The sequence below is a fragment of the Mesorhizobium sp. M0587 genome, assembly GCF_040320945.1.
Taxonomy (GTDB): Bacteria; Pseudomonadota; Alphaproteobacteria; order Rhizobiales; family Rhizobiaceae; genus Mesorhizobium.
The window spans coordinates 75883-96518 of record NZ_JAMYQP010000012.1 but is presented as its reverse complement, the minus strand read 5'-3'; the positions used below and the strand labels follow the sequence as shown (position 1 = coordinate 96518).

Here is a 20636-nt window from a genome sequence, read left to right as displayed (position 1 = left end):
TCGGTCCTCAGTTCGCCGCTTGCGCCTTGAGCGCGCGCAAAATGCGCTCCGGCGTGATCGGCAGCGTGTCGATGCGCACGCCGACCGCGTCGAAGACGGCATTGGCAACCGCCGGGATCTGCGGATTGGCGCACATTTCGCCCGGTCCCTTGGCGCCATAGGGTCCGTCGGCGGAAGGCCGCTCCAGCACGATGATCTCGGTTTCGGCGAGATCGCCGGGACCCGGCATCAAATATTGGTTGAAGTCGGTCCCGCCATGGTCGCGGTTGGGATAATAGGGTTCGGTCGTCTCGTAGAGCGCATGGCTGATGCCCATCCACGAGCCGCCGACCAGCTGCTGCTCGACCATTTTCGGGTTCAGCGCGCGGCCGATCTCGAAGACGTTCTTCACCGTCAGCACCGTCACCTCGCCGGTCTCGTCATCGACCTCGACCTCGGCCACCGTGCAGGCATGCGCGTAGCAGGTCGACGGTTTCATCGCGCCGGTCTCTTTCTCCGGATAGGAGCGCGGAATGAGGAACATGCCGCGCCCCGAAATCGAGCGGCCGCGCTTGAAATGCGCCGACAGCGCGACATCGAAGATCGAGATCGATCTTTGCGGCGCGCCCTTGACCAGGATGTTGCCCTGGCCGTCGGTCTCGAGGTCGGATGCATTCACTTCCAGCTCCTCGGCCGCCACTTCCAGCATTACCTGGCGGGCTTCCCTGGCGGCCTGGATGACGGCGTTGCCGGCGCGGTGGGTGCCGCGCGAGGCGAAGGTGCCCATGCAGTGCGGGCCGGTGTCGGTATCGGCGGTGTCGACGACGACGCGATCGGTCGGCACGCCGATCGTCTCGGCGCAGATCTGCGCCATGATCTGCTTCATGCCCTGGCCGAGATCGACCGACGACAGCGTTACCATGAAATTGCCGGTCGGCGTGGAATGCACCAGCGCCTGGGTCGGGTCGCCACCGAGGTTCATGCCCGTGGGATAATTGATCGCGGCGACGCCGCGTCCGCGCCTGATCGCCATCTCAAGCTCCCTTCGCGTAGGAGGACATCGCCAGGTATTTCTCCGCCACCGGCCAGTTGGCGGCGCGCGAGGCCTCCTGCATGCACTCGATCAGTGCGGCACCCTCGGTCGGCTGGCGATGCGCCTTCATGTCGCCGTCGCGATAGGCGTTGATGAAGCGGAATTCGAGCGGATCCATGCCGATCAGCCGCGCCAGCTTGTCCATCTGCACTTCCAGCGCGAAGTCGCCGATGGTGACGCCGAAGCCGCGCATCGCCGAGGAGGGGGTGCGGTTGGTGTAGACGCAGTAGGTGTCGATCCAGACGTTGGGAATGGTGTAGGGGCCGGGGTAGTGCCCCGCGCCCTTCTGGGCGCCATAGGGCGAGTGGCGCGAATAGGCGCCGGCGTCGGTGTAGCCGGTGACTTTTCGCGCGACGATGCGGCCGTCCTTCATGACGCCATCCTTGATGACGACCTTTTCGGCCGCGCGGGGTGACGAGATCTGCATCTCCTCTTCGCGGCTGTAGATAAAACAGACTGGTCGTCCTGTTAGTTTCGCGCCAAGGATGGCGATCGGCTCGACGATGACATCGACCTTGCCACCGAAACCGCCGCCGACCGTGCCGCCGACGAAATGCAGCTTGCTGCCCGGCATCTGCAGGATGATCGAGGTGTTGTCGAGGGTGAAGAACATCGCCTGCGTGTTGGTGTAGCAGGTGAAGCGGTCATTGCCCTCGGGCATCACCACGCAGCCGGTGGTCTCGGTCGGTGCGTGCTCGATCGGCGAGGACTGATAGCTCTGTTCGAGGATGTGATCGGCGCCGGCGAAGCCGGCCTCGACATCGCCGAAGCGCACCTTGCGGCATTCGCCGCTGTCATAGAGATAATAGTTCTGGCCGTGATACTCGTTGACCAGCGGCGCGCCGGGCTTCAGCGCTTCCTCCATGTCGAAGACGGCCGGCAGCACTTCATAGTCGACCTTGACCTTGGCGGCGGCCTCCTGTGCGGCGCGCTCGGTCTCGGCGAGCACCGCCACCACGGCCTCGCCCTTCCAGCGCACCTTGCCGTCGGCCAGCACCGTCTCGTCCTCTGGGCCGATCTGGATCAGGATCAGGATGGTGTAGACATTGTGCGGCACGTCCTTCGCCGTCAGCACCTTGACCACGCCGGGATGTTTTTCGGCTTCCGACGTGTCGATGGAACGGATGCGGGCATGGTGGTGCGGGCTGCGCACCATCTTCAGATGCAGCATGCCGGGGAAATTGCGGTCGGCGAAATAGGCGGTCTTGCCGGTGACGTGGCCGGGCGAATCCGAGCGCGGCCTTGGCTGGCCGATTTCGTGCAGATCGTCCTTGCGCACATCGGCGAAATAGGTCTTGCGCAGTTCCATTCTTTTGCTCCCTCAGGCCGCGTTCTGAGAGTTGGCGCGAGCGGCGGTCAGCACCGCCTGGATGATCGGCTCGTAGCCGGTGCAGCGGCAGATATTGCCGGACAGCGCCTCGACCACCTCGTCGCGGCTGGGGTTGGGCGTATGGTCGAGCAGCACCTTGGCGGCCATGATCATTCCCGGCGTGCAGAAGCCGCATTGCGTGGCGAAGGCATCGAGGAAGGCGCGCTGCAGCGGATGCAGGACGCCGCCTTCGGCAAGGCCCGATGTCGTGGTGATGGAGGCGCCATTGCAGGTCTCTGCCAGCGTCAGGCAGGACAGCCGCAACTCGCCGTCGATGATCACCGAGCAGGCGCCACAGGTGCCCTGATGGCAACCGCCCTTCGGCGAAGTGTCGCCGATCTTGTCACGCAAGGCGTTGAGCAGCGTCGTGCCGCTGTCGATGAACTCGGCCTTTTCCGAGCCGTTGAGCGTGAACTGAACCGGGACCTTTGCCATGTTTCCTCCTTGCGCGCCTGCCCGACGGATCGGACAGACGCGCGCCCCCCACGGAACTTAACTGAGCAGCAGCCGGCCGAGATGGACGGGCAGAACTTCAGCGCGATACCAGGCGCTGGCGATCGGATCGGTGATGGGCGAGGTGCCTTCCCCGGCTACAGCGAGCGCCGCCGCGATGCCCTCTCTGTCGATCGTCCTGCCGAGCAGCGCGTTTTCCGCCGCATTGGCGCGCATCGGGCGGTCAGCCATGCAGCCCAGCGCGATCCGCGCGGAGGACACGGTGCCGTCGGCAGCCTGTTCCAGCACCGCGGCGATGCTGAGCACCGAGACGCCCTTGGGTTTGACCCGCGACACTTTCAGGAAGCGGAAGCCGCCGGCTTTCGGAAGCGTGAAGCCGACCGAAATAATGAGCGCATGGTTGTCGTCCCGCCCGGCAAGAAAGCTTTCGATGGGCAATTCGCCGTCACTGGTGTCGACCGTGGCATCGAGCGCCAGCAAGGCCACGGCGAAGTCGCCATAGGGCGCCGGCGCAAACAGATTGCCGCCGACGGTCGCCATGTTGCGGATCGCCGGGCCGCCGACGGCGCGCGCTGCCTTGGCAAGAGCGCCGAGGTCGGGATGGCTGGCGATCGCAGCCATGGTCACCGAAGCGCCGATGCGGACCTTGCCGCCGACCACGGCGATGGACGACAGGGCGGGATCGGTCGAGCGGACAAGGCCGGAGACCGATACGTCGCCTTCATTGGCCGCGCGCACGACGAGAGTGCCGCCACCGAGATAGCGGGTCCCCCGGACTTTCAGCGCCGCGGTGGCGTCCTTGACCGTTGCGAAAGTCTGCAATGCCAGCGCCATGGCCTGCTCCTTCAGCTCTGGCCAGCGAAATGGCTTTTCAGGGCGTTGAAGCCGCCCTGGAAGACATTGGCGCCCATGCCCTCGGCCAGCTTGTCGGCCGCCTCGGGCGCGGCGTCGAAGCTTGCGCTCCATTCCGCATAGGTGCGGTTTCCATCGGTCACCCGCCGCAGCCGCAGCGTCGCCTTGTGGTTGGTGATCGGCTGGGGCGTCTCGACGATGGAATAGCTGACGAGGAAATCGTCATCGGAGAAGTCGAGAAGCTTTTCACGCAGGCGCGCACCGCTGGCGAGCTGAAAATTGCGTACGCAGCCAATCGTGGTGGCGTCCTTGCCGTCCTCTATATGGCTTTCGACCATGCGCGGATGCCAGCTTGGCAGGCCGTTGAAGTCGCGGATGCGCTCCCAGACTTTTTCGACGGGCGCGTCGATGACGCTGGATATGATGACATCAGCCATAGGCTCGTTCCCTTGCAAACTTTGTTGCGTGGGACGCTAGGCCGGTTGTGCCTCTGCCGCTTATCAATGCGTCTTGGAGGTGTATCAATCAGTCTGAAAATAAGGGCAGTCTGAAAATAACGGGCAATCTGAAAATAGCGGGTTCTTGGCCCGTCAGGACACCGCCCGTGCCGCCTCGCGGTAAAGCGTCGGCGGCACGCCGACATGGTCGCGGAAGAAGCGTGAGAAATTGCCTTGCGTGGTGAAGCCGAGATTGCACGCGACCGAAATCAAAGGCTCCTGCGACCACTGCAATTGCCGCACCGCTTCCTCCATGCGCAGCGTGTTCCAGTAGACGTTGGGCGTCAGATTGGTCTGTTCCTTGAACAGCGCGAAGAAATGCGGCCGCGACAGGCCAACGCTGCGCGCCACGTCGTCGAACGAGATGCGCTCGCAGACATTGGCCTTCATCAGCTGGATTGCCTTGCGGACACGGAAATCCTGCACGGTGTTTACGCGGGTGCGCGCCTCGTGCGGCGCCGAGGCATCGGCGGCATCGAGCACGGAGTCTATGAAGCGCTCGATCTCGTAGTTGGCGATGTCGTCGATGCTTTCATTGTCGGTCAAGTGGTCGAGCAGGCTGGCCGCGGCCTGGTGCAGCCACGGTTCGAGCGTAATCGCTGCCTGTGCGAACAGCGGCGCGGTGGACGGCAGGTCGCGGCGGCGGCGCGCCCAGTCGGGATCGATGTAGAAGGCCAAGAACAGGCCCGGCGTGCCGTTCTGCGACAGGACGTGGCTGTGCGGCTGGAATGAGTTGATGCCGGCGGCGGTGCTGGGGCCAAGCCGCACCGTCTCGCGGCCGATGGTCATCTCGCCGGCGGTGCCTTCCAGCCAGATGATGAGATGTGCCTCGACATGGGCATGGGTGACGAAGTCGCTCGCGACATTCAGGATAGAAACATGTCCGAACCGGCCCCAGTAGAGCCTGATCGCTTCCGTCATGGGTATATCCTCCCGCAGGCGACTGGCCTCCCTTCGCCTGCACCGGGATTGTGCGGCCGAGTTCGCGCTTGCGTCAAGGCGGGAGTGTGGGGGAGGCGTTCGTCATGAGCCGCGCGGGTGGATTTTCAGACTGAACGATAGGTGTTGGAACGGAAGATCGTTCTTTTGATCCATCTGCACATTTACGGCTAAATCCGAGGGCTGGCGCCGCCCGTCATTCGCCTGCCGGCGTTCGTCGTTCGAAAAGCCAAGCAATTGGCTTTTCGTCCACTGCATGGACCACTCCTCACCTCCCTGTATGGTGACGGGAGAAGGACGCCTTGTCCGGATGAGGGGCGGCGCTAGCGCATCCTTGGATGCTTGGGCGTCAATCGCTGCGCCTGAAATTGCGGATACGGTCGAACAGCACTGCCATCAGGATGGCGCCGCCGATGAAGGTGCCTTGCCAGAAGGCATTGATGCCGAGCAGGCCGAGGCTGTTGCGGATCACCTCGATCAGCGCCGCGCCGACAATGGCGCCGAAGGCGGTGCCGACGCCGCCGGCCAGATTGGCGCCGCCGATGACGGTGGCTGCGATCACCTGCAATTCCATGCCGGTGCCGAGATTGGTGGTGACGGCGCCCAGCCATCCGGTCTGGATGATGCCGGCAATGCCCGCCGAAAGCGCCGAGATCATGTAGACCGCGACCTTGATCTGGCGCACCGGAACACCGGTCAGCGTCGCCGCATGCTCGTTGCCGCCGATGGCGAAGATGTGACGGCCGAACCTGGTCCAGCGCAGAATGAAGCCGGTGATCAGCGCCAGAAGGATCATGTACAGCACCGGATTGGCGATGCCGAATACCCAGGCGCCGCCGCCCAGCGCCAGCAACTTGTCGTGGTCCGGCCCGAACTGGAAGACGACCGTGTTGTTGGAGGCGACCATGGCCAGGCTGCGGGCAATGGACAGCATGCCGAGCGTCACCACGAAGGGCGGAAAGCCGAGATAGGCGATCAGGACGCCGTTGAAGGCGCCGATGACGAGCGCGGTGGCAACCGTGGCCAGTATGCCGACCTCGATCGAATAGCCAGCATGCATGGTGACGGCCAGCACCATCGAACACAGGCACAGCACCGAGCCGACCGACAGGTCGATGCCGCCGGTGATGATGACGAAGGTCATGCCGAGCGCGACGATGGCGACGAAGGTGATGTTGCGGGTGATGTTGTAGAGGTTCTTCGAGGTGGCGAAGGCGTCGGTGGCGAACGACAGGAAAATACAGGCCAAAATGACGGCGATCACCACCCAGAAAGTCTGACTGGAGAATATCCGCGACAGGAGGGTGTGCTGTTTCTGCGCGATCGTCTGGTCAAGTGTGACTGCCATTATCGACCTTTCCTGCCGGCGGCGATGTCGCCCGGCGCGGTGAAATCCGGGTGCTTGCTGGTCATGCTACCTGCTCGATGGCGCCGGTGATGAGCCCTGTGACTTCCTCGGGTGAGCTCGAGGCGATCGTCTTGTCGGCGACTTTCCTGCCGCGCCGCATGACGATGACGCGATCGGCGACGTCGAAGACGTCGGGCATGCGGTGGCTGATCAGCACGACGGCGATGCCCTGGTCGCGCAGATGGCGGATCAGGTTGAGCACCTCGGCGACCTGCCTGACCGAGATCGCCGCCGTCGGTTCGTCCATCAGCACGATCTTGGCTTGCGACAGCATGGTGCGGGCGATCGCCACCGCCTGGCGCTGGCCGCCCGACATCTGCTTGACCAGGTCGCGCGGGCGGGTCTCGGACTTCAGCTCGGCGAAGATCTGGCCGGCGCGCTTGTACATCGCGGCATAATCGAGGATGCGGAACGGGCCGACGCCCTTGCGCAGCTCGCGGCCGAGATAGACGTTGGCCGCCGCGGTCAAATTGTTGCAGAGCGCAAGATCCTGGTGGACGATCTCGATGCCGTGCTGGCGCGCTTCAACCGGCTTGTGCAGGATCAACTCCTTGTCGTCCATGCGCATCGTGCCGTGGCTCTGGCGGAAATTGCCCGCGATCATCTTCACCAACGTCGACTTGCCGGCGCCGTTGTCGCCCATCAGGCCGACGACTTGTCCGGGTTCGATCGATAGCGACACGTCGTTGACCGCCTGGATGGCGCCGAAATGCTTCGAGATATTGGTGAGTTCGAGAACCGCCACCAGCCTTTTGCCTCCCTGCCTGGCCATGCGCCGAAGACGGGCGCCAGCTCCTGTTCGCGCTTCCCAGATCCTCCCGGAAACAGCGATGCCTCTTTTACGCAAATGGCCATGCGGGCGTCAATTGTCTGATGAATAAGAATGTGCAATTGTCGGACGAATGGGGCGGGACCGTCAGGAAAAATCTGTTTTGTAGGACAAATAGCATTGACGTTGGCGGCAAGCCGTTATTAGCTGAATATCGGAGGAAGACGTGCCGGCCCTGACGCCACTGTGGTGACGCAACCGGCTACGAGATTATCGATCGTGCGGGCGCATTGCCGGCCGGTCGCATCTGGAAATGCTTATCGGCCTGGCCTGGCGGCACGAGCACTCGCGTAACGAGTTCTGTCACCTCGCATTCAGCCGGTTTGTGTGGCGGGCACGCCGTGCTCGTCTGTTTCAAAGGGAGGACTGACATGAGGAAAACAGTTTTGCTTGCCGCCGTCGCCGCCATGGCGCTGGGCGCCGGGCCGGCCTTGGCCAAGAAGCAACTCGTCATCGTGGTGAAAGGTCTCGACAATCCGTTCTTCGAGGCCATCCACCAGGGTTGCGAAAAGTGGAACAAGGAAAACGCCAGCTCGGAATATGAGTGCTTCTATACCGGTCCGGCATCGACTTCGGACGAGGCCGGCGAGGCGCAGATCGTCCAGGACATGCTGAGCAAGGCCGACACCGTGGCGATGGCGATTTCGCCGTCCAACGCGCCGCTGATCGCGCAGACGATCAAGACCGCCAATCCGACCATCCCGATCATGACCCTCGACGCGGATCTCGCCAAGGAAGATGCGGCGCTGCGCAAGACCTATCTCGGCACCGACAACTACCTGATGGGCCACAAGATCGGTGAGTACATCAAGAAGGCCAAGCCGAATGGCGGCACGATCTGCACCATTGAGGGCAACCCGGCGGCCGACAACATCCTGCGCCGCGCGCAAGGCATGCGCGATGCGCTGACAGGCAAGGAAGGCGTCGCGACACTTGCCGGCGAAGGCGGCTGGACCGAGGTCGCCGGCTGTCCGGTGTTCACCAACGACGACGGTGCCAAGGGCGTGCAGGCGATGACCGACATTCTTGCCGCCAATCCCAAGCTCGATGCGTTCGGCATCATGGGCGGGTGGCCGCTGTTCGGTGCGCCGCAGCCCTATCGCGATCTGGTCGGACCGCTCAAGGACAGGCTGGCCAGCAATGACTTCGTCATCGGTGCCGCCGACACGATCGGCGACGAGGTGGCGATCGCCAAGGACGGCCTCGTCACCGCACTGGTCGGCCAGCGGCCGTTCGAAATGGGCTACAAGGCTCCGTCGGTGATGATCGACCTGGTCGAGGGCAAGAAGGTCGACGATCCGGTCTTCACCGGCCTCGACGAATGCACCAAGGACACGGTCGACACCTGCATCCAGAAGTAGGTCTCGTTCCGGGGCGCCCGTCATCGGGCGCCCCGCCACTTCTACAAATGAACCGGGGAACGCATCTTTCGGGGCAGCGGCTCCGGCTTTCGTTCGCCCGCAGTTCGGATTTTCGGCGACGGGATCGGCGGACCCGACAGTTCCGGACAGGGCCCGGAACAGACATGGCCGACGCATTGGGCCGACGCATTGGAACGTGGATGCCGGACGCGAAATCAGAGAAACAAGCCAGCCAGGCCAAGGCGCAAGCCAGCCGCAGTCCGGCAGTGCGCCGGGCAGATGCCCCGCACTTCCCAGGGTCGAGCGTGCATGCCTCGCTGGCCAGCGAGATTGGTCTCAGGATCGTGCGCGGCGACTATCCGCCGGGAACCATCCTGCCCAACGAAGCCAAATGGTCGGAAACCTTCAATGTTAGCCGCTCGGCGGTGCGCGAAGCGATAAAGATGCTGATGGCCAAGAGCCTGCTCGCCTCACGGCCGAAAATCGGCAGTTGGGTCGAACCCAGGGAGCGCTGGAACCTGCTCGATCGCGACGTGCTTGCCTGGTATGCGACCGCGCCCGACCGAGAAACGTTCCTGCGCACCGTGCAGGAGTTCCGCCATATCATCGAGCCGGAAGCTTCCGCCTTTGCCGCGGTGCGGCGCAGCGACGAGCAGATGGCCGAGATCAGCCTGGCCTGCCGCGAAATGGGCGAGGCGGCCAGCCTGCCGGAGCGCATCCGCGCCGACACGCGTTTTCACCTGGCCATCCTGCGGGCGTCGGGCAACGATCTTCTGGTGCCGCTCGGCGTGCTGATCGAGTCCGCACTCGACCACCTCTTCATCTTCACGACGCGCCAGGTCGGCGACCAGCGGCGGGCGCAGAAGCTGCACGAGGCGATCGAGAAGAACATCCGCCTGCGGCGACCCGCCGCGGCGCGCAGCGCCGTCCACAAGCTGCTCGCCGACACCGATGACGGGATCGGGCGCTCAACGCGGTAGTTGGCGACAGTTCATATGCTAGACTGGCGCTACCTCACCGGGGAGTTGCCGACAGGGGGGCGGCGCCGACCGGGGCGGTTAGCAGAACTGCCCCTCAAATCGTCTGCTTCTTTCCGTCCTTCGTCGGCATCAGGTCGACGCCGTTGACCTTGCCGATATGCGTCGCCAGCATCGGCACGAATTGTTCCGCGGGACCGGTGGCGTGGGCACCGGCGAAAGCGTTCTTGGTGGCATTGCCGAGCGGGTTGGCGATGCCGGCCGCACCCGCCATCGACTCCAGATAGGTCAGGTCCTTGAAGGCGTTGGCGATGGTGAATTTGTGGGCGTCGCGGTCGCCTTCCAGCGTCCAGCGCATGAAGGTCTGGTAGAAGCCGCAATCCATGCGACCGTTGCGGATGACGCTGTCGAAGCGCGGTGGCGAGATGCCAACCTTCTCAGCTAGCGCCAACGCTTCGGAATAGAGTGCTGCGTAGCCGAGCGAGATGAAATTGTTGAGCAGTTTCATGCGGTGGCCATCGCCGGTGTCGCCGATATGGACAATGCGGCCGGCCCAGGTTTCGATCACCGGCTTCACCCTGGCAAAGACGGCGTCGGGCGCGCCGACCATGGCGTCGAGCGTGCCTTCCCAGGCCTCCTTCGGCGTGCGGCTCAGCGGCGCGTCGACATAGTCGATGCCGAGCACCTTGAGTTCAGCCGCCAGTGCCACTGTCGAGACTGGATCGGAGGTCGAGCAATCGACGACGACCGAGCCCTTCTTCAAGCCTTCCCTAAGGCCGGCGGGGCCGCGGATGATGGCCTCGACCTCACGCGAGCCGGTGACGCAGATGAAGACGATGTCCGATGCCGCCGCAACGTCGCGTGACGTCGGCGCTTCCCTGGCGCCCCGGCCAAGCAAGTCCTCCGCCGGTTTGCGGTTCTTGCGACCGAGAAAGGTCAGGCCGTAGCCCTTGTCGACGATGTTCTTGGCTATGCCATGCCCCATCAGGCCAAGGCCGATGAAGCCGATCGTCTCGCGCGGGGCAGTCGTGCTCATGCTGTGTGTCCTGTTTTGCGATTATCGATAATGCCGCCGCTGTTTTAGCCGTACGCGGTTGCGGAATGCAATGTTGTCTGACAATACACATGGATCCCAGCGACTTCGTGGAGGCCAGAATGACGAAACGGATCATGTTCACCGGCGGCAGCGGCAAGGCCGGGCGCCATGTCGTGCAATATCTGGTGGAGCAGGGCTGCCAAGTGCTCAACATCGACACCAAGCCGCTCGACAATCCCAAGGTGCGCACCCTGATCACCGACATCACCGATAGCGGGCAGGTGTTCAACGCGTTGTCGAGCTATATGGGCCTGCACGAATTCGACCCGTCGCTGCGTCCCCAGCCAGTCGATGCGGTGGTGCATTTCGCCGCCATACCGCGCATCATGATCACGCCCGACAACGAGGTGTTCCGCATCAATGCGCTTGGCACCTACAATGTCATCGAGGCAGCGGTGAAGCTCGGCATCCGCAAGGTGATCATCGCCTCCAGCGAGACGACCTACGGGCTGGTGTTCGCCAACGAACCGCGCGACCCCCACTATTTTCCGCTCGACGAGGAGTATGACGTCGATCCGATGGACAGTTATGCGCTGTCCAAGGTCGTCAACGAGAAGACGGCGCGCGCCTTCGCGCAGCGCAATGGCACCGACATCTATGCCTTGCGTATCGGCAACGTCATCGAGCCGCATGAATATTCGCTGTTCCCGAAATGGTTCGCCGATCCCGGTTTCCGCAAGCGCATCGCCTGGAGCTATATCGATGCGCGCGACCTCGGCCAGATCACGCTGCGCGCCATCGAGAAGGATGGGCTGGGTTACCAGGTCTTCAACGCCGCCAATGACGATACCTCGTCCGACCTGCCGACGGCCGAACTCCTGAGGCGGTTTTATCCCGGCGTGCCGGTCAAGACCGAACTCGGCGACTTCGAGACACTGCTGTCGAACCGCAAGGCGCGGGATCTGCTTGGCTTCCGCCCGGAGCACAGCTGGCGCAAATACGTCAAAAATGGCTGACGCCGGGAGCGGATCGGGTTGATCTGTGCACAGCGGGCGGCTTTGCGCGTCAAGCCGCTCGCCGCGCTTGACAGCTTCGTGAAACCGGACTTTCTGGAGTTCATGCGGGACGCGAAGCCGAACAAGGAAGAATCGCCGCCGAAAGCGGCAGGCACCGAGCGCCCGACGGGAGTTCGCCGGCCCGACGCGGCCCGCATTCCCGGTGCCAACGTGCACACGTCGCTGGCCAGCGAGATTGGTCTGCGGATCGTGCGCGGCGATTATCCACCCGGCACCATCCTTCCCAACGAAGCCAAGTGGTCGGAGACCTTCAGCGTCAGCCGCTCGGCGGTGCGCGAGGCGATCAAGATGCTGATGGCCAAGAGCCTGCTGGCGTCGCGCCCCAAGATCGGCAGTTGGGTCGAGCCGAAGGAGCGCTGGAACCTGCTGGACCGCGATGTGCTGGCCTGGTACGCGACGTCGCCGGACCGCGAAGTGTTCCTGAAGACCGTGCAGGAGTTCCGCCATATCATCGAGCCGGAAGCGGCTGCCTTTGCCGCCATGCGGCGGACCGACGAGCAGATGGCCGAGATCAGCCAGGCCTGCCGCGAAATGGGGGAGGCGGCGAGCCTCCAGGAGCGCACGCGCGCCGACACGCGCTTTCACCTCGCCATCCTGCGGGCCTCGGGCAACGACCTGCTGGTGCCGCTTGGCGTGCTGATCGAATCCGCCTTCGATCATCTTTTCGCCTACACCACGCGGGCCGTGGACGATCTCAACCATGCACAGAAGCTGCATGAGGCGATCGAGAAGACCATCCGCCTGCAGCGCCCCGACGCCGCGCGCGCGGCGGTGCGCAAGCTGCTGGCCAACACCGACGGCGTGATCAGGTCACGGTAGCGAGCCCATCGTTTGCGGCATGGCCGCGCTAATCTTCTTTCTGCCGGCCGAAAGCGACGCGCAACTCGTCCTTGGCGTCCTCAAGCACTTGCTTGCGCTTGGCGGGCAGGTTCTTGCCGGCTCGGTTGATGTAGAAATTCAGCATCGACATGGCGGACTGGAACGGCTCGGCCTTGCGGCGATGGCTGTGCTCGGCCGAGCGCTTGAGAGAGGCGGCGATCTTCCTCGCGTCGTCGGACTCGAAGACGTGTTCCTCCAAATCCATCGCGTTGCTGTGCTCGGTCACCTCGGCCGACCATTTTTTCCTGGCGGCGGTCACGGCTGGACTCCTTTGCGGGTTTTCCCGTTGAAAACTCCGCAGTTCGACGTCGGTTCCCGGTTCTGGAACCACGGATTTTCCCGATGTGGCGCTGCTGCGCTCCAGGAATCCGCCGATAGTGGCCGAAACGGCAGCCGATCTCCGAGACCGCCGACAGGAAACGCCCTTGACCCGAACCGACATCAGCCGGCCTGGCCCCGGCATCGACAGCGGCTATGCCTGGCTGCGGCTTGCCATCTCGATGCTGCTGGCGACGATCGGTGCCGTCGGCATGTGGGCCGTCGTCGTGGTGCTGCCCGCCGTGCAGGCCGAGTTCGGCGTCGACCGCGCCGCGGCCTCGATGCCCTACACCGCGACCATGATCGGCTTCGCCGCCGGCAACGTGCTGGTCGGCCGCGCCATCGATCGCATTGGTTATTGGATCCCGGCGCTGCTGTCCTCGGTCGCGCTCGCCGCCGGCCTCCTGCTCGCGGCGCTATCGACCTCGATCCTGCAATTCACCCTTGCCCAGGGGGTGCTGATCGGTGTCGGCACCTCGGTGATCTTTGGCCCTTTGATCGCCGATATCTCGCACTGGTTCAACCGCCGGCGCGGTGTCGCGGTGACCGCGGCCGCGGCCGGCAACTATCTCGCCGGAGCGTTCTGGCCAACCATCATGCCGACGCTGATGAACGCGGAAGGCTGGCGTTTCACTTATGCGGCCATCGGTGTCTTCTGCCTGGTCACCATGGTGCCGCTGGTGCTGATGCTGCGGCGTGGCGCTCCGGTCGCGGCCGCCGCCGGCTCGCCGGGAAGCCGGCCCGTGCACTCGATCTCGCTGTCTCCGGTGGCGCTGCAAGTGCTGCTGATCGTCGCCGGCCTCGGCTGCTGCGTGGCGATGTCGATGCCGCAGGTGCACATCGTCGCCTATTGCATGGATCTCGGCTACGGCATGGCGCATGGCGCCGACATGCTGTCGATCATGATGGCGGCGGGCGTTGTCAGCCGGCTTGCCTCGGGCTTTCTCGCCGATCGTATCGGCGGCGTGAAAACCCTGCTCATCGGTTCGGTGCTGCAATGCCTGTCGCTGTTGTTTTACATCCCGTTCGACGGGCTCGCCTCGCTCTATGTCGTGTCGCTGGTGTTCGGCCTGTCGCAAGGCGGCATCGTGCCTTGCTATGCGATTATCGTGCGCGAATACATGCCGGCGAAAGAGGCCGGCCAGCGTATCGGCATCGTCATGATGGCGACCATCTTCGGCATGGCGCTCGGTGGCTGGATGTCGGGCTGGATCTACGACCTGACCGGCTCCTATGCCGCGGCGTTCCTCAACGGCATTGCCTGGAACCTGCTCAACATACTGGCGATCGGGCTGTTGCTGTGGAAGGCGAGAGGCCGCGCCGCGGCGATGGCCTGAGGACCTCCTTGCTGCATTGCGGTCGGCCGCTCGGCTTGACAACCACCCAAGGCTGCGCGACGCCAGTAGGCGAGCGGGTGCGGCAACAGGCCGGTCTGGCATGGCGACAGTGGCAAAGACGCTGAACATGGTTTTGCGAGCGGGTAGCGGTTTCGGTCCGCCGCGTGGACTATATCCTTGATCAAGCCGCGCTCGCGCCGGGGCGGCGGCCGCCCGACCATCGCCGATGTCGCGCGCAAGGCCGGCGTCGGCGCCATTACGGTGTCGCGCGCGCTGCGTGATCCCGGCCGCGTCTCGGACGAATTGCGCCGACAGATCGAGGCCGCCGTCGACGAACTCGGCTATGTTCCGGACCCCAATGCGCGGGCACTGGCGTCGGCGCGCGCCGAAGTGTTCGGCGTCCTGGTGCCTTCACTCACCAACAACGTCTTTGCCGAGGTGTTGCGCGGCATCTATGACAGCCTGTCGGACAGCCCGTTCCGCATCCAGCTTGGCAACACCCATTATTCCGGCCTCGAGGAAGAGCGGCTGCTGCAGGTGTTCGCGCCACAGCGGCCGGCGGCGCTGATCGTGGCCGGGATCGACCAGACGCCGACCTCGCGGAAGTTGCTGGAAAATGCAGGCTGCCCGGTGGTTCAGGTGATGGAGACCGGGTCCGATCCCGTCGACATGATGGTCGGCTTTTCGCATCTCGACGGCGGCAGGACGGCGACCGAGCATCTGATCGAGGCGGGTTACCGGCGCATCGGCTTCATCGGCGCGCGCATGGACCCGCGTTCGCAGCGCCGCCTTGCCGGCTACCGCGCGGCGATGGACAAGGCCGGCCTGTTCGATCCGCGTTTGGTCACCACCACGCCTGTCCTGTCCAGCGTATCGCTCGGGCGCGAACTGTTTCGCGACGCGCTGGCCAAGATGCCGACGCTGGACGGCGTGTTCTGCAACAATGACGACATCGCGCTCGGTGTGCTGTTCGAATGCCATCGCGCCTCGATCGACGTGCCGAAAACGATCGGCATCGTCGGCTTCAACGACCTCGACATGATGCAGGTGGCGTTTCCCTCGGTCACTAGCATCCGCACCCCTCGCTACGAGATCGGCCGGCGGGCGGTGGCCATGGCACTGGCGGCGATCACCGGCGACAGGCCGGAACAACGGGTCGTCGATCTCGGCTTCGAACTCAAGCGCCGCGAGAGCACGGCGCGTTGAACACGGGTTTCGAGCCGGTGAAATGACGCTTTACAGGACTTGATGGTAGCGCTACCATTTTTCCTGCCCGGAACCGGGGGGTGGCTGGTCAGGGCCTGTTTATTATACATAAGCGACAGAATGCGCTTGTCGATTATGGATAATATGATAGTTTTAGCTTTCGCTTGAAGAACGACGAAGGAGGGGATCAGGTCGGCGATCAGCCGCTTGGAAATGCACGGGTAGGCTAAGGCTGGAGGGGCTTTGCCAGACGTTTGAACCGAAGCACAGCGAACAATAATCAGAACTGCAACTGGGAGGAATATCGATGATCAAGTCACTTATCGGTGGCATCGTTGCCGCCACTGCATTCGTCATGTTGAACTCATCTGCGATTGCCGCGGGCCCTGAAGTCGTCAAGGGTCCGGCTGCCGAGCCTGATTGCTTCGCACCTTGGGCCGCCGATACGCAGTTCTTCAAATTCCCCAAGAAGACCGGCCCATACCGGATCGCGCTCGCCAATGGCTACATCGCCAACACATGGCGCATCCAGATGGTGCAGACTGCGAAAGCCTATGCGGCACAGAAGGACGTCGCCGCGAAGCTGAAGGAATTCAAGGTCGTTTCAACCGGCGAGGATGTGCCGGCGCAAATCTCGGCGATCAACAACTTCATCGATTCCGGCTACGACGCGATCGTCGTCAACGCGCAGAATCCGACGGCCTTTGGACCGGTGATCAAGCGCGCCAAGGCAGCCGGCGTGGTGCTGGTTGCCTTCGATAATATTCTCGACACCAAGGATGCCATCAACGTCAACGTCGACCAGAAAGGGCTTGGCGAGTTGTGGGGCAACTGGCTGATCAAGCATGTGCCGAACGGCGGGAAAGTGCTTGAAGTGCGCGGTGTTGCCGGGACCTCGGTCGATACCGACCGTCACAACGGCATCCACGAGGCTCTCGACGCTTCCGGCAAGAAGTGGGAGGTCACCGAAGTCGTCGGCAAGTGGGATGACGGCGTGGCACAGAAGGCTTCGGCCGACGCCATCGCCACCAATGGCCCCTTCGACGGCGTCACCGGACAGGGCGGCGACACCGGCATCGTGCAGGCGATGATCGACGCCAAGCAGCCTTTCGTGCCGTTCGGTGGCGAAACGGAAAACGGTTTCCGCAAATTCTGCGCCGCACATGCCGCGGACGGGCTGAAATGCTCGTCGGCCGGCACCGGCCCGGCGCAGGTGGCGGTCGCCATCAAGACGGCGATCTCGGCACTCGAAGGCAATGTCGTGCCGCAGTCGGTCAAGTTGCCGCTGGCGATCGTCGAGGATCCGAACTTCAAGGCAGGTCAGGATTTCTTCCCCGATCAGTCCGACAATTTCTTCGTAGGCAATTCCTTCCCGACTTGCGGCATCAATTTCACCGCGCAGGAAATCATGGGCCAGACCAAGGCTGACCAATAGGCTGCATAGCCGGCGCCGCGGGATCTCCAGCGGCGCCGGTCCTTCGTATCCCAAGTAGTCAAAGTGCCTCGGGAGGGCCGATGGACGGTGCGGTTCCGCTCTTCCGGATGGAAGGCATATCCAAGCGCTATGGCGGTGTTCGTGCGTTGGAAAAGGCCGAACTTTCGGTCACGTCCGGCAGCATTCACGCTGTCCTCGGCGAAAACGGCGCCGGCAAATCGACGCTGATCAAGGTCATGGCGGGCGTGGTGGCGCCCGACGAGGGCCGCATGATGCTGGACGGACACGAGGTGACCTTTGCCTCGCCGGGTGCCGCCAACAAGGCCGGCATCGTCTGCATTTTCCAGGAACTGTCGCTCATCCCCGAGCTCAGCGTCGCCGACAACATCGTCATTTCCGACCCGCCCAAACGTTTCGGCATGATCGACCGCAAGGCGCAGCGCCGCATAGCCGAGGACGCGCTGGCGCGAGCCGGCGCATCCGACATTCATCCGCTGGCGTTGGTCAAGGACCTGCCGCTGTCGCGCCGGCAGATGGTCGAAATCGCCAAGGCCTTGGCCCGCAAGCCGCGCATTCTGATCCTCGACGAGGCGACCTCGGCGCTGACGGCAGCGGATGTCTCCAAGATATTTGGCGTGCTGAAACGGCTGCGCTCGGAAGGGCTGGCGCTGCTCTACATCTCGCACCGGATGAACGAGATCGCGGAGCTTGCCGACCAGTGCACGGTTTTCCGCAACGGGCGCAACGTCGCCAGCTACAAGGCCGGCTCGAAGAGCGACAATGAGGTGGTCGAATTGATGATCGGCCGCGAATACAGCCATATCTTTCCGTCCAAGCCGGCGCAGGCACCTGCCGGCGCCACCCCCAGGCTCGAGGCCCGCAAGCTCTCCTGGGCCGACCGGCTGCACGACATCTCGCTGACCGTCAGGGCAGGCGAGGTGGTCGGTCTCGGCGGCCTCGACGGCCAGGGCCAGCGCGAGCTGCTGCTTGCGTTCTTCGGCGTGCTGCGCGGCCTGTCGGGCCAGGTCCTGATCGACGGCAAGCCGGTGGCGATCGCCAGTCCCGCCGCCGCGCGGGAGGACGGTATCGGCATGGCGCTCATTCCCGAGGATCGCAAGACCGAAGGCCTGATGCTGCCGATGACGGTACGCGAGAACCTGTCCTTCGCGGCACTCGACAGGCTGTCGAAAGGCGGCATCATCGACCGCGCCGCGGAGCAGCGGCTGATCGAAGACATGGTCGGCCTGCTGGCCATCAAGACGGCGGGTCTCGACATTCCGGTAGGCGCGCTGTCGGGCGGCAACCAGCAGAAGGTGGTCATCGCCAAATGGCTGATGCGCCAGCCGCGCATCATCCTGCTCAACGACCCGACGCGCGGCATCGATGTCGGTACCAAGCAGGAGCTTTATCAGTTGATGCGCAAGCTGGCGGACGCGGGCGCCGCGATCCTGTTCTATTCGACCGATTATGACGAGCTGATCGGCTGCTGCGACCGCGTGCTCGTGCTCTATGACGGGGCGGTCAAGCGCGAGCTGGTTGGCGCCGAGATCACCGAGCGGGCGCTGATATCGAGCGCGCTCAACATCCATGGCGAGGAGAGCCCGGTGGGCCTGGGAGCAGACGCGTGAAGGATTGGCGCTACTGGCTGGCCGAGCAGCGGGGAACCCTGCTGGCGCTTGGCATCTTCATCGTCATGTTCGTCATCTACACCTCGAACCATCCGGCCGGCTTTACCGCCAATGTCGTGCAGACGGCGGCGAACAAGGGCGTGCTGCTCGCCTTCGTCGCCATGGCGCAGACGCTGGTGGTGATCACCGCCGGCATCGACCTTTCGGTCGGCATGATCTTCCTGCTCACCAACTGCCTGGCGTCCTGGCTGGTGGTGGGCACGCCGATGCAGACGACGCTTGGCGTGCTGGCCGTGCTGGCGGTCGGCCTGCTGTGCGGGGCGATCAATGGAGCCATCGTCATCTATGGACGGCTGCAGCCGATCGTCGCCACCATAGCGACGGGTGCCGTCTATTACGGCATCGGCCTTCTGCTACGGCCTTTCCCGGGCGGCTCGGTCAACGAGGATCTGGCCGACGCATTGACCGGACGCGTGTTCGACGTGGTGCCGGCGAGCCTCGTCGCGCTGCTGGCCATCGTGCTGGCGATCTGGGTACCGTTCAGCCGCTCGGTGCTCGGCCGTGCGGCTTATGCGGCGGGGTCGTCGGAAACGGCGGCCTACATGTCCGGCGTGCCGATCCGGCGCGGCAAGTTCGCCGCTTACACATTGGCTGGGCTGCTGGCGGCGATCGGAGGCCTGTTCCTGACCTTCTTCACCTATACGGGCGAGGCGGCCTATGCCAGCGGCAACGCCTACACGCTGTTCTCGATCGCCGCCGTGGTGCTGGGCGGCGTCTCGCTGTTCGGCGGCAAGGGCAGCGCCATCGGCGCGATCTTCGGCGCGCTCGCCTTCCGCACCATAGGCGATCTCCTGTTCGTCTTCGATTTCGATCCGCTCTGGCAGCCGCTGTTCCAGGGCGTTATCCTTCTGGTCGCCGTCAGTCTCGGCGCCTTCGCCCTGTTTCGTGTTCGTAATCGGCTGGAGTGGTTCCTGTGAGCGAAACGACGCTTGGCGGCATTGCCGGCCGCATGCCCAGGTTTATCCGCCGCGCCGACCCGGCGGTGCTGACCGCCTTTGCGTGCATCGTGCTGCTGTTGTTGCTGGGCAGCCTCTATTCGCGCAGCTTCCTGTCGCCTGAATATCTCTTGCAGCAGCTCAAGGTAGCCTCGTTTCTCGGCGTCATCGCCACCGGCATGATGCTGGTCGTCCTGCTCGGCCAGATCGACTTGTCGGTGCCGTGGTCGGTGGCGGCGGGTGCTATGATGGCTTGCGCCGCGGCCGCCTACGGTCCCGCCGGCGTGGTGCTGGCCATCCCGTTCGGCATCTTCTGCGGCGTGCTGATCGGCATCGTCAACGGCATCGGGGTCGCTTATCTGCGCATCCCCTCGATGATCATCACGCTTGCCACAAACGCCGTCGCGCAGGGCCTGATGGTGGTCTATACCGGCGGCTTCTCGCCACAGGATTCGGCGACCGGCGCGATGCGTTATCTGGCGACCGGCTTTGCCATTCCGGGCGTGCCCAATGCGGTCATCATCTGGGCGTTGATAGGCGCGGCGATGGTGTTCGTGCTGACCCGCACCGGCTTCGGCCGCACCGTCTACGGCATCGGCAACCGCGAACGCGCCGCCTATCTCTCCGGCATCGACACGCGGCGTGTGGTAATGATCGCCTTCGCCGTGTCCGGAGGGCTCTCCGCCTTTGGGGGCGTGCTTCTGGCCGGCTATGCCTCCAAGGCGGCGCAGTCGATGGGCGATGCCTATCTCCTGCCGTCGATCGCCGCCGTCGTGCTTGGCGGCACCTCGATCCTCGGCGGGCGAGGCTCCTATCTCGGTACGGTGGCCGGCGTCATCCTGATCACGCTCCTGCAATCCATCCTGTCGGTCATGCAGATGCCGGAAGCGGGCCGGCAGATCATCTATGGCGTCGTCATCGTCGCCATGCTGCTGCTCTACGGCCGCGCGCCGGCGAGCCGCTGATCGT

At 64.0% G+C, this 20636-nt stretch carries 21 protein-coding genes; 10 read left to right on the top strand and 11 right to left on the bottom strand.

Going from position 1 to position 20636, the window contains the following annotated elements; translation table 11 throughout:
* Positions 1-7 precede the first annotated feature (7 nt).
* The 9 genes from NKI49_RS13875 to NKI49_RS13835 all read right to left on the bottom strand — a co-directional run bounded on the left by NKI49_RS13875 (position 8) and on the right by NKI49_RS13835 (position 7335).
* Positions 8-1012 carry a xanthine dehydrogenase family protein molybdopterin-binding subunit gene (locus NKI49_RS13875; RefSeq protein ID WP_015317098.1) on the bottom strand — a complete coding sequence of 335 codons (1005 nt, stop codon included), beginning with the start codon at positions 1010-1012 and terminating at the stop codon, positions 8-10.
* Between the two features lies 1 nt (position 1013).
* Positions 1014-2381 carry a xanthine dehydrogenase family protein molybdopterin-binding subunit gene (locus tag NKI49_RS13870; RefSeq protein ID WP_352600696.1) on the bottom strand — a complete coding sequence of 456 codons (1368 nt, stop codon included), beginning with the start codon at positions 2379-2381 and terminating at the stop codon, positions 1014-1016.
* Positions 2382-2393: 12 nt separating this feature from the next.
* Entirely contained in the window at positions 2394-2876 is a 483-nt protein-coding gene (locus tag NKI49_RS13865; protein ID WP_352600698.1) for a (2Fe-2S)-binding protein, read from the bottom strand.
* A 57-nt stretch (positions 2877-2933) separates the two neighbouring features.
* Complete coding sequence (locus NKI49_RS13860) at positions 2934-3728, bottom strand: FAD binding domain-containing protein (protein WP_352600700.1); 795 nt, start codon at positions 3726-3728, stop codon at positions 2934-2936.
* A gap of 11 nt (positions 3729-3739) precedes the next feature.
* A complete protein-coding gene (locus tag NKI49_RS13855; protein ID WP_352600702.1) occupies positions 3740-4183 on the bottom strand; it encodes an SRPBCC family protein in 444 nt (147 codons plus the stop codon).
* Between the two features lie 153 nt (positions 4184-4336).
* Positions 4337-5164 (bottom strand): AraC family transcriptional regulator, encoded by an 828-nt coding sequence (locus NKI49_RS13850; RefSeq protein ID WP_352600704.1) that lies wholly within the window; start codon positions 5162-5164, stop codon positions 4337-4339.
* A 102-nt stretch (positions 5165-5266) separates the two neighbouring features.
* Complete coding sequence (locus NKI49_RS13845) at positions 5267-5440, bottom strand: hypothetical protein (protein WP_352600706.1); 174 nt, start codon at positions 5438-5440, stop codon at positions 5267-5269.
* Between the two features lie 91 nt (positions 5441-5531).
* Entirely contained in the window at positions 5532-6530 is a 999-nt protein-coding gene (locus NKI49_RS13840) for an ABC transporter permease (protein ID WP_352600708.1), read from the bottom strand.
* A gap of 61 nt (positions 6531-6591) precedes the next feature.
* Positions 6592-7335 carry an ATP-binding cassette domain-containing protein gene (locus NKI49_RS13835; RefSeq protein WP_352600710.1) on the bottom strand — a complete coding sequence of 248 codons (744 nt, stop codon included), beginning with the start codon at positions 7333-7335 and terminating at the stop codon, positions 6592-6594.
* A gap of 455 nt (positions 7336-7790) precedes the next feature.
* Here NKI49_RS13835 and NKI49_RS13830 point away from each other — a divergent pair, with 455 nt between their 5' ends.
* Entirely contained in the window at positions 7791-8780 is a 990-nt protein-coding gene (locus NKI49_RS13830; RefSeq protein WP_352600712.1) for a sugar-binding protein, read from the top strand.
* Between the two features lie 200 nt (positions 8781-8980).
* Positions 8981-9760 carry a FadR/GntR family transcriptional regulator gene (locus tag NKI49_RS13825; RefSeq protein WP_352600872.1) on the top strand — a complete coding sequence of 260 codons (780 nt, stop codon included), beginning with the start codon at positions 8981-8983 and terminating at the stop codon, positions 9758-9760.
* Positions 9761-9854: 94 nt separating this feature from the next.
* Here the strand turns inward: NKI49_RS13825 and NKI49_RS13820 are convergent, their stop codons facing one another.
* Positions 9855-10793 (bottom strand): NAD(P)-dependent oxidoreductase, encoded by a 939-nt coding sequence (locus NKI49_RS13820; RefSeq protein WP_352600714.1) that lies wholly within the window; start codon positions 10791-10793, stop codon positions 9855-9857.
* 119 nt (positions 10794-10912) lie between these two features.
* Here NKI49_RS13820 and NKI49_RS13815 point away from each other — a divergent pair, with 119 nt between their 5' ends.
* A complete protein-coding gene (locus NKI49_RS13815) occupies positions 10913-11809 on the top strand; it encodes an NAD-dependent epimerase/dehydratase family protein (protein ID WP_352600716.1) in 897 nt (298 codons plus the stop codon).
* A gap of 102 nt (positions 11810-11911) precedes the next feature.
* Positions 11912-12688 (top strand): FadR/GntR family transcriptional regulator, encoded by a 777-nt coding sequence (locus tag NKI49_RS13810; protein ID WP_352600874.1) that lies wholly within the window; start codon positions 11912-11914, stop codon positions 12686-12688.
* A 28-nt stretch (positions 12689-12716) separates the two neighbouring features.
* On the opposite strand, the gene NKI49_RS13805 is transcribed toward NKI49_RS13810, so the two are convergent.
* Entirely contained in the window at positions 12717-13007 is a 291-nt protein-coding gene (locus NKI49_RS13805) for a DUF3175 domain-containing protein (RefSeq protein ID WP_352600718.1), read from the bottom strand.
* Between the two features lie 166 nt (positions 13008-13173).
* Between NKI49_RS13805 and NKI49_RS13800 the strand changes: the two genes are divergently transcribed.
* From NKI49_RS13800 to NKI49_RS13775, 6 genes are all read left to right on the top strand, one after another.
* Positions 13174-14403 (top strand): MFS transporter, encoded by a 1230-nt coding sequence (locus NKI49_RS13800; RefSeq protein WP_352600720.1) that lies wholly within the window; start codon positions 13174-13176, stop codon positions 14401-14403.
* A 177-nt stretch (positions 14404-14580) separates the two neighbouring features.
* The gene (gene gntR, locus NKI49_RS13795) at positions 14581-15609 is read left to right on the top strand and encodes an HTH-type transcriptional regulator GntR (RefSeq protein WP_352600722.1); all 1029 of its coding nucleotides are present in this window, start codon (positions 14581-14583) and stop codon (positions 15607-15609) included.
* Between the two features lie 307 nt (positions 15610-15916).
* The gene (locus tag NKI49_RS13790; protein ID WP_352600724.1) at positions 15917-17044 is read left to right on the top strand and encodes a sugar ABC transporter substrate-binding protein; all 1128 of its coding nucleotides are present in this window, start codon (positions 15917-15919) and stop codon (positions 17042-17044) included.
* An 80-nt stretch (positions 17045-17124) separates the two neighbouring features.
* Positions 17125-18672 (top strand): sugar ABC transporter ATP-binding protein, encoded by a 1548-nt coding sequence (locus NKI49_RS13785; RefSeq protein ID WP_352600726.1) that lies wholly within the window; start codon positions 17125-17127, stop codon positions 18670-18672.
* Positions 18669-19649, top strand: a complete 981-nt coding sequence (locus NKI49_RS13780; protein WP_352600728.1) for an ABC transporter permease — start codon at positions 18669-18671, stop codon at positions 19647-19649. The genes NKI49_RS13785 and NKI49_RS13780 overlap by 4 nt, the downstream gene beginning before the upstream one ends.
* Positions 19646-20632 (top strand): ABC transporter permease, encoded by a 987-nt coding sequence (locus NKI49_RS13775; protein WP_352600730.1) that lies wholly within the window; start codon positions 19646-19648, stop codon positions 20630-20632. The genes NKI49_RS13780 and NKI49_RS13775 overlap by 4 nt, the downstream gene beginning before the upstream one ends.
* Positions 20633-20636 lie beyond the last annotated feature (4 nt).

Excerpts from the sequence above, each read along its gene's own strand:
- NKI49_RS13785 (WP_352600726.1), top strand. The coding sequence starts at position 17,125 with ATGGACGGTGCGGTTCCGCTCTTCCGGATGGAAGGCATATCCAAGCGC.
- NKI49_RS13820 (WP_352600714.1), bottom strand. The coding sequence starts at position 10,793 with ATGAGCACGACTGCCCCGCGCGAGACGATCGGCTTCATCGGCCTTGGC.
- NKI49_RS13825 (WP_352600872.1), top strand. The coding sequence starts at position 8,981 with ATGCCGGACGCGAAATCAGAGAAACAAGCCAGCCAGGCCAAGGCGCAA.
- NKI49_RS13790 (WP_352600724.1), top strand. The coding sequence starts at position 15,917 with ATGATCAAGTCACTTATCGGTGGCATCGTTGCCGCCACTGCATTCGTC.
- NKI49_RS13815 (WP_352600716.1), top strand. The coding sequence starts at position 10,913 with ATGACGAAACGGATCATGTTCACCGGCGGCAGCGGCAAGGCCGGGCGC.
- NKI49_RS13870 (WP_352600696.1), bottom strand. The coding sequence starts at position 2,381 with ATGGAACTGCGCAAGACCTATTTCGCCGATGTGCGCAAGGACGATCTG.
- NKI49_RS13865 (WP_352600698.1), bottom strand. The coding sequence starts at position 2,876 with ATGGCAAAGGTCCCGGTTCAGTTCACGCTCAACGGCTCGGAAAAGGCC.
- NKI49_RS13855 (WP_352600702.1), bottom strand. The coding sequence starts at position 4,183 with ATGGCTGATGTCATCATATCCAGCGTCATCGACGCGCCCGTCGAAAAA.
- NKI49_RS13840 (WP_352600708.1), bottom strand. The coding sequence starts at position 6,530 with ATGGCAGTCACACTTGACCAGACGATCGCGCAGAAACAGCACACCCTC.
- NKI49_RS13830 (WP_352600712.1), top strand. The coding sequence starts at position 7,791 with ATGAGGAAAACAGTTTTGCTTGCCGCCGTCGCCGCCATGGCGCTGGGC.
- NKI49_RS13860 (WP_352600700.1), bottom strand. The coding sequence starts at position 3,728 with ATGGCGCTGGCATTGCAGACTTTCGCAACGGTCAAGGACGCCACCGCG.
- NKI49_RS13875 (WP_015317098.1), bottom strand. The coding sequence starts at position 1,012 with ATGGCGATCAGGCGCGGACGCGGCGTCGCCGCGATCAATTATCCCACG.
- NKI49_RS13845 (WP_352600706.1), bottom strand. The coding sequence starts at position 5,440 with ATGCAGTGGACGAAAAGCCAATTGCTTGGCTTTTCGAACGACGAACGC.
- NKI49_RS13850 (WP_352600704.1), bottom strand. The coding sequence starts at position 5,164 with ATGACGGAAGCGATCAGGCTCTACTGGGGCCGGTTCGGACATGTTTCT.
- NKI49_RS13810 (WP_352600874.1), top strand. The coding sequence starts at position 11,912 with ATGCGGGACGCGAAGCCGAACAAGGAAGAATCGCCGCCGAAAGCGGCA.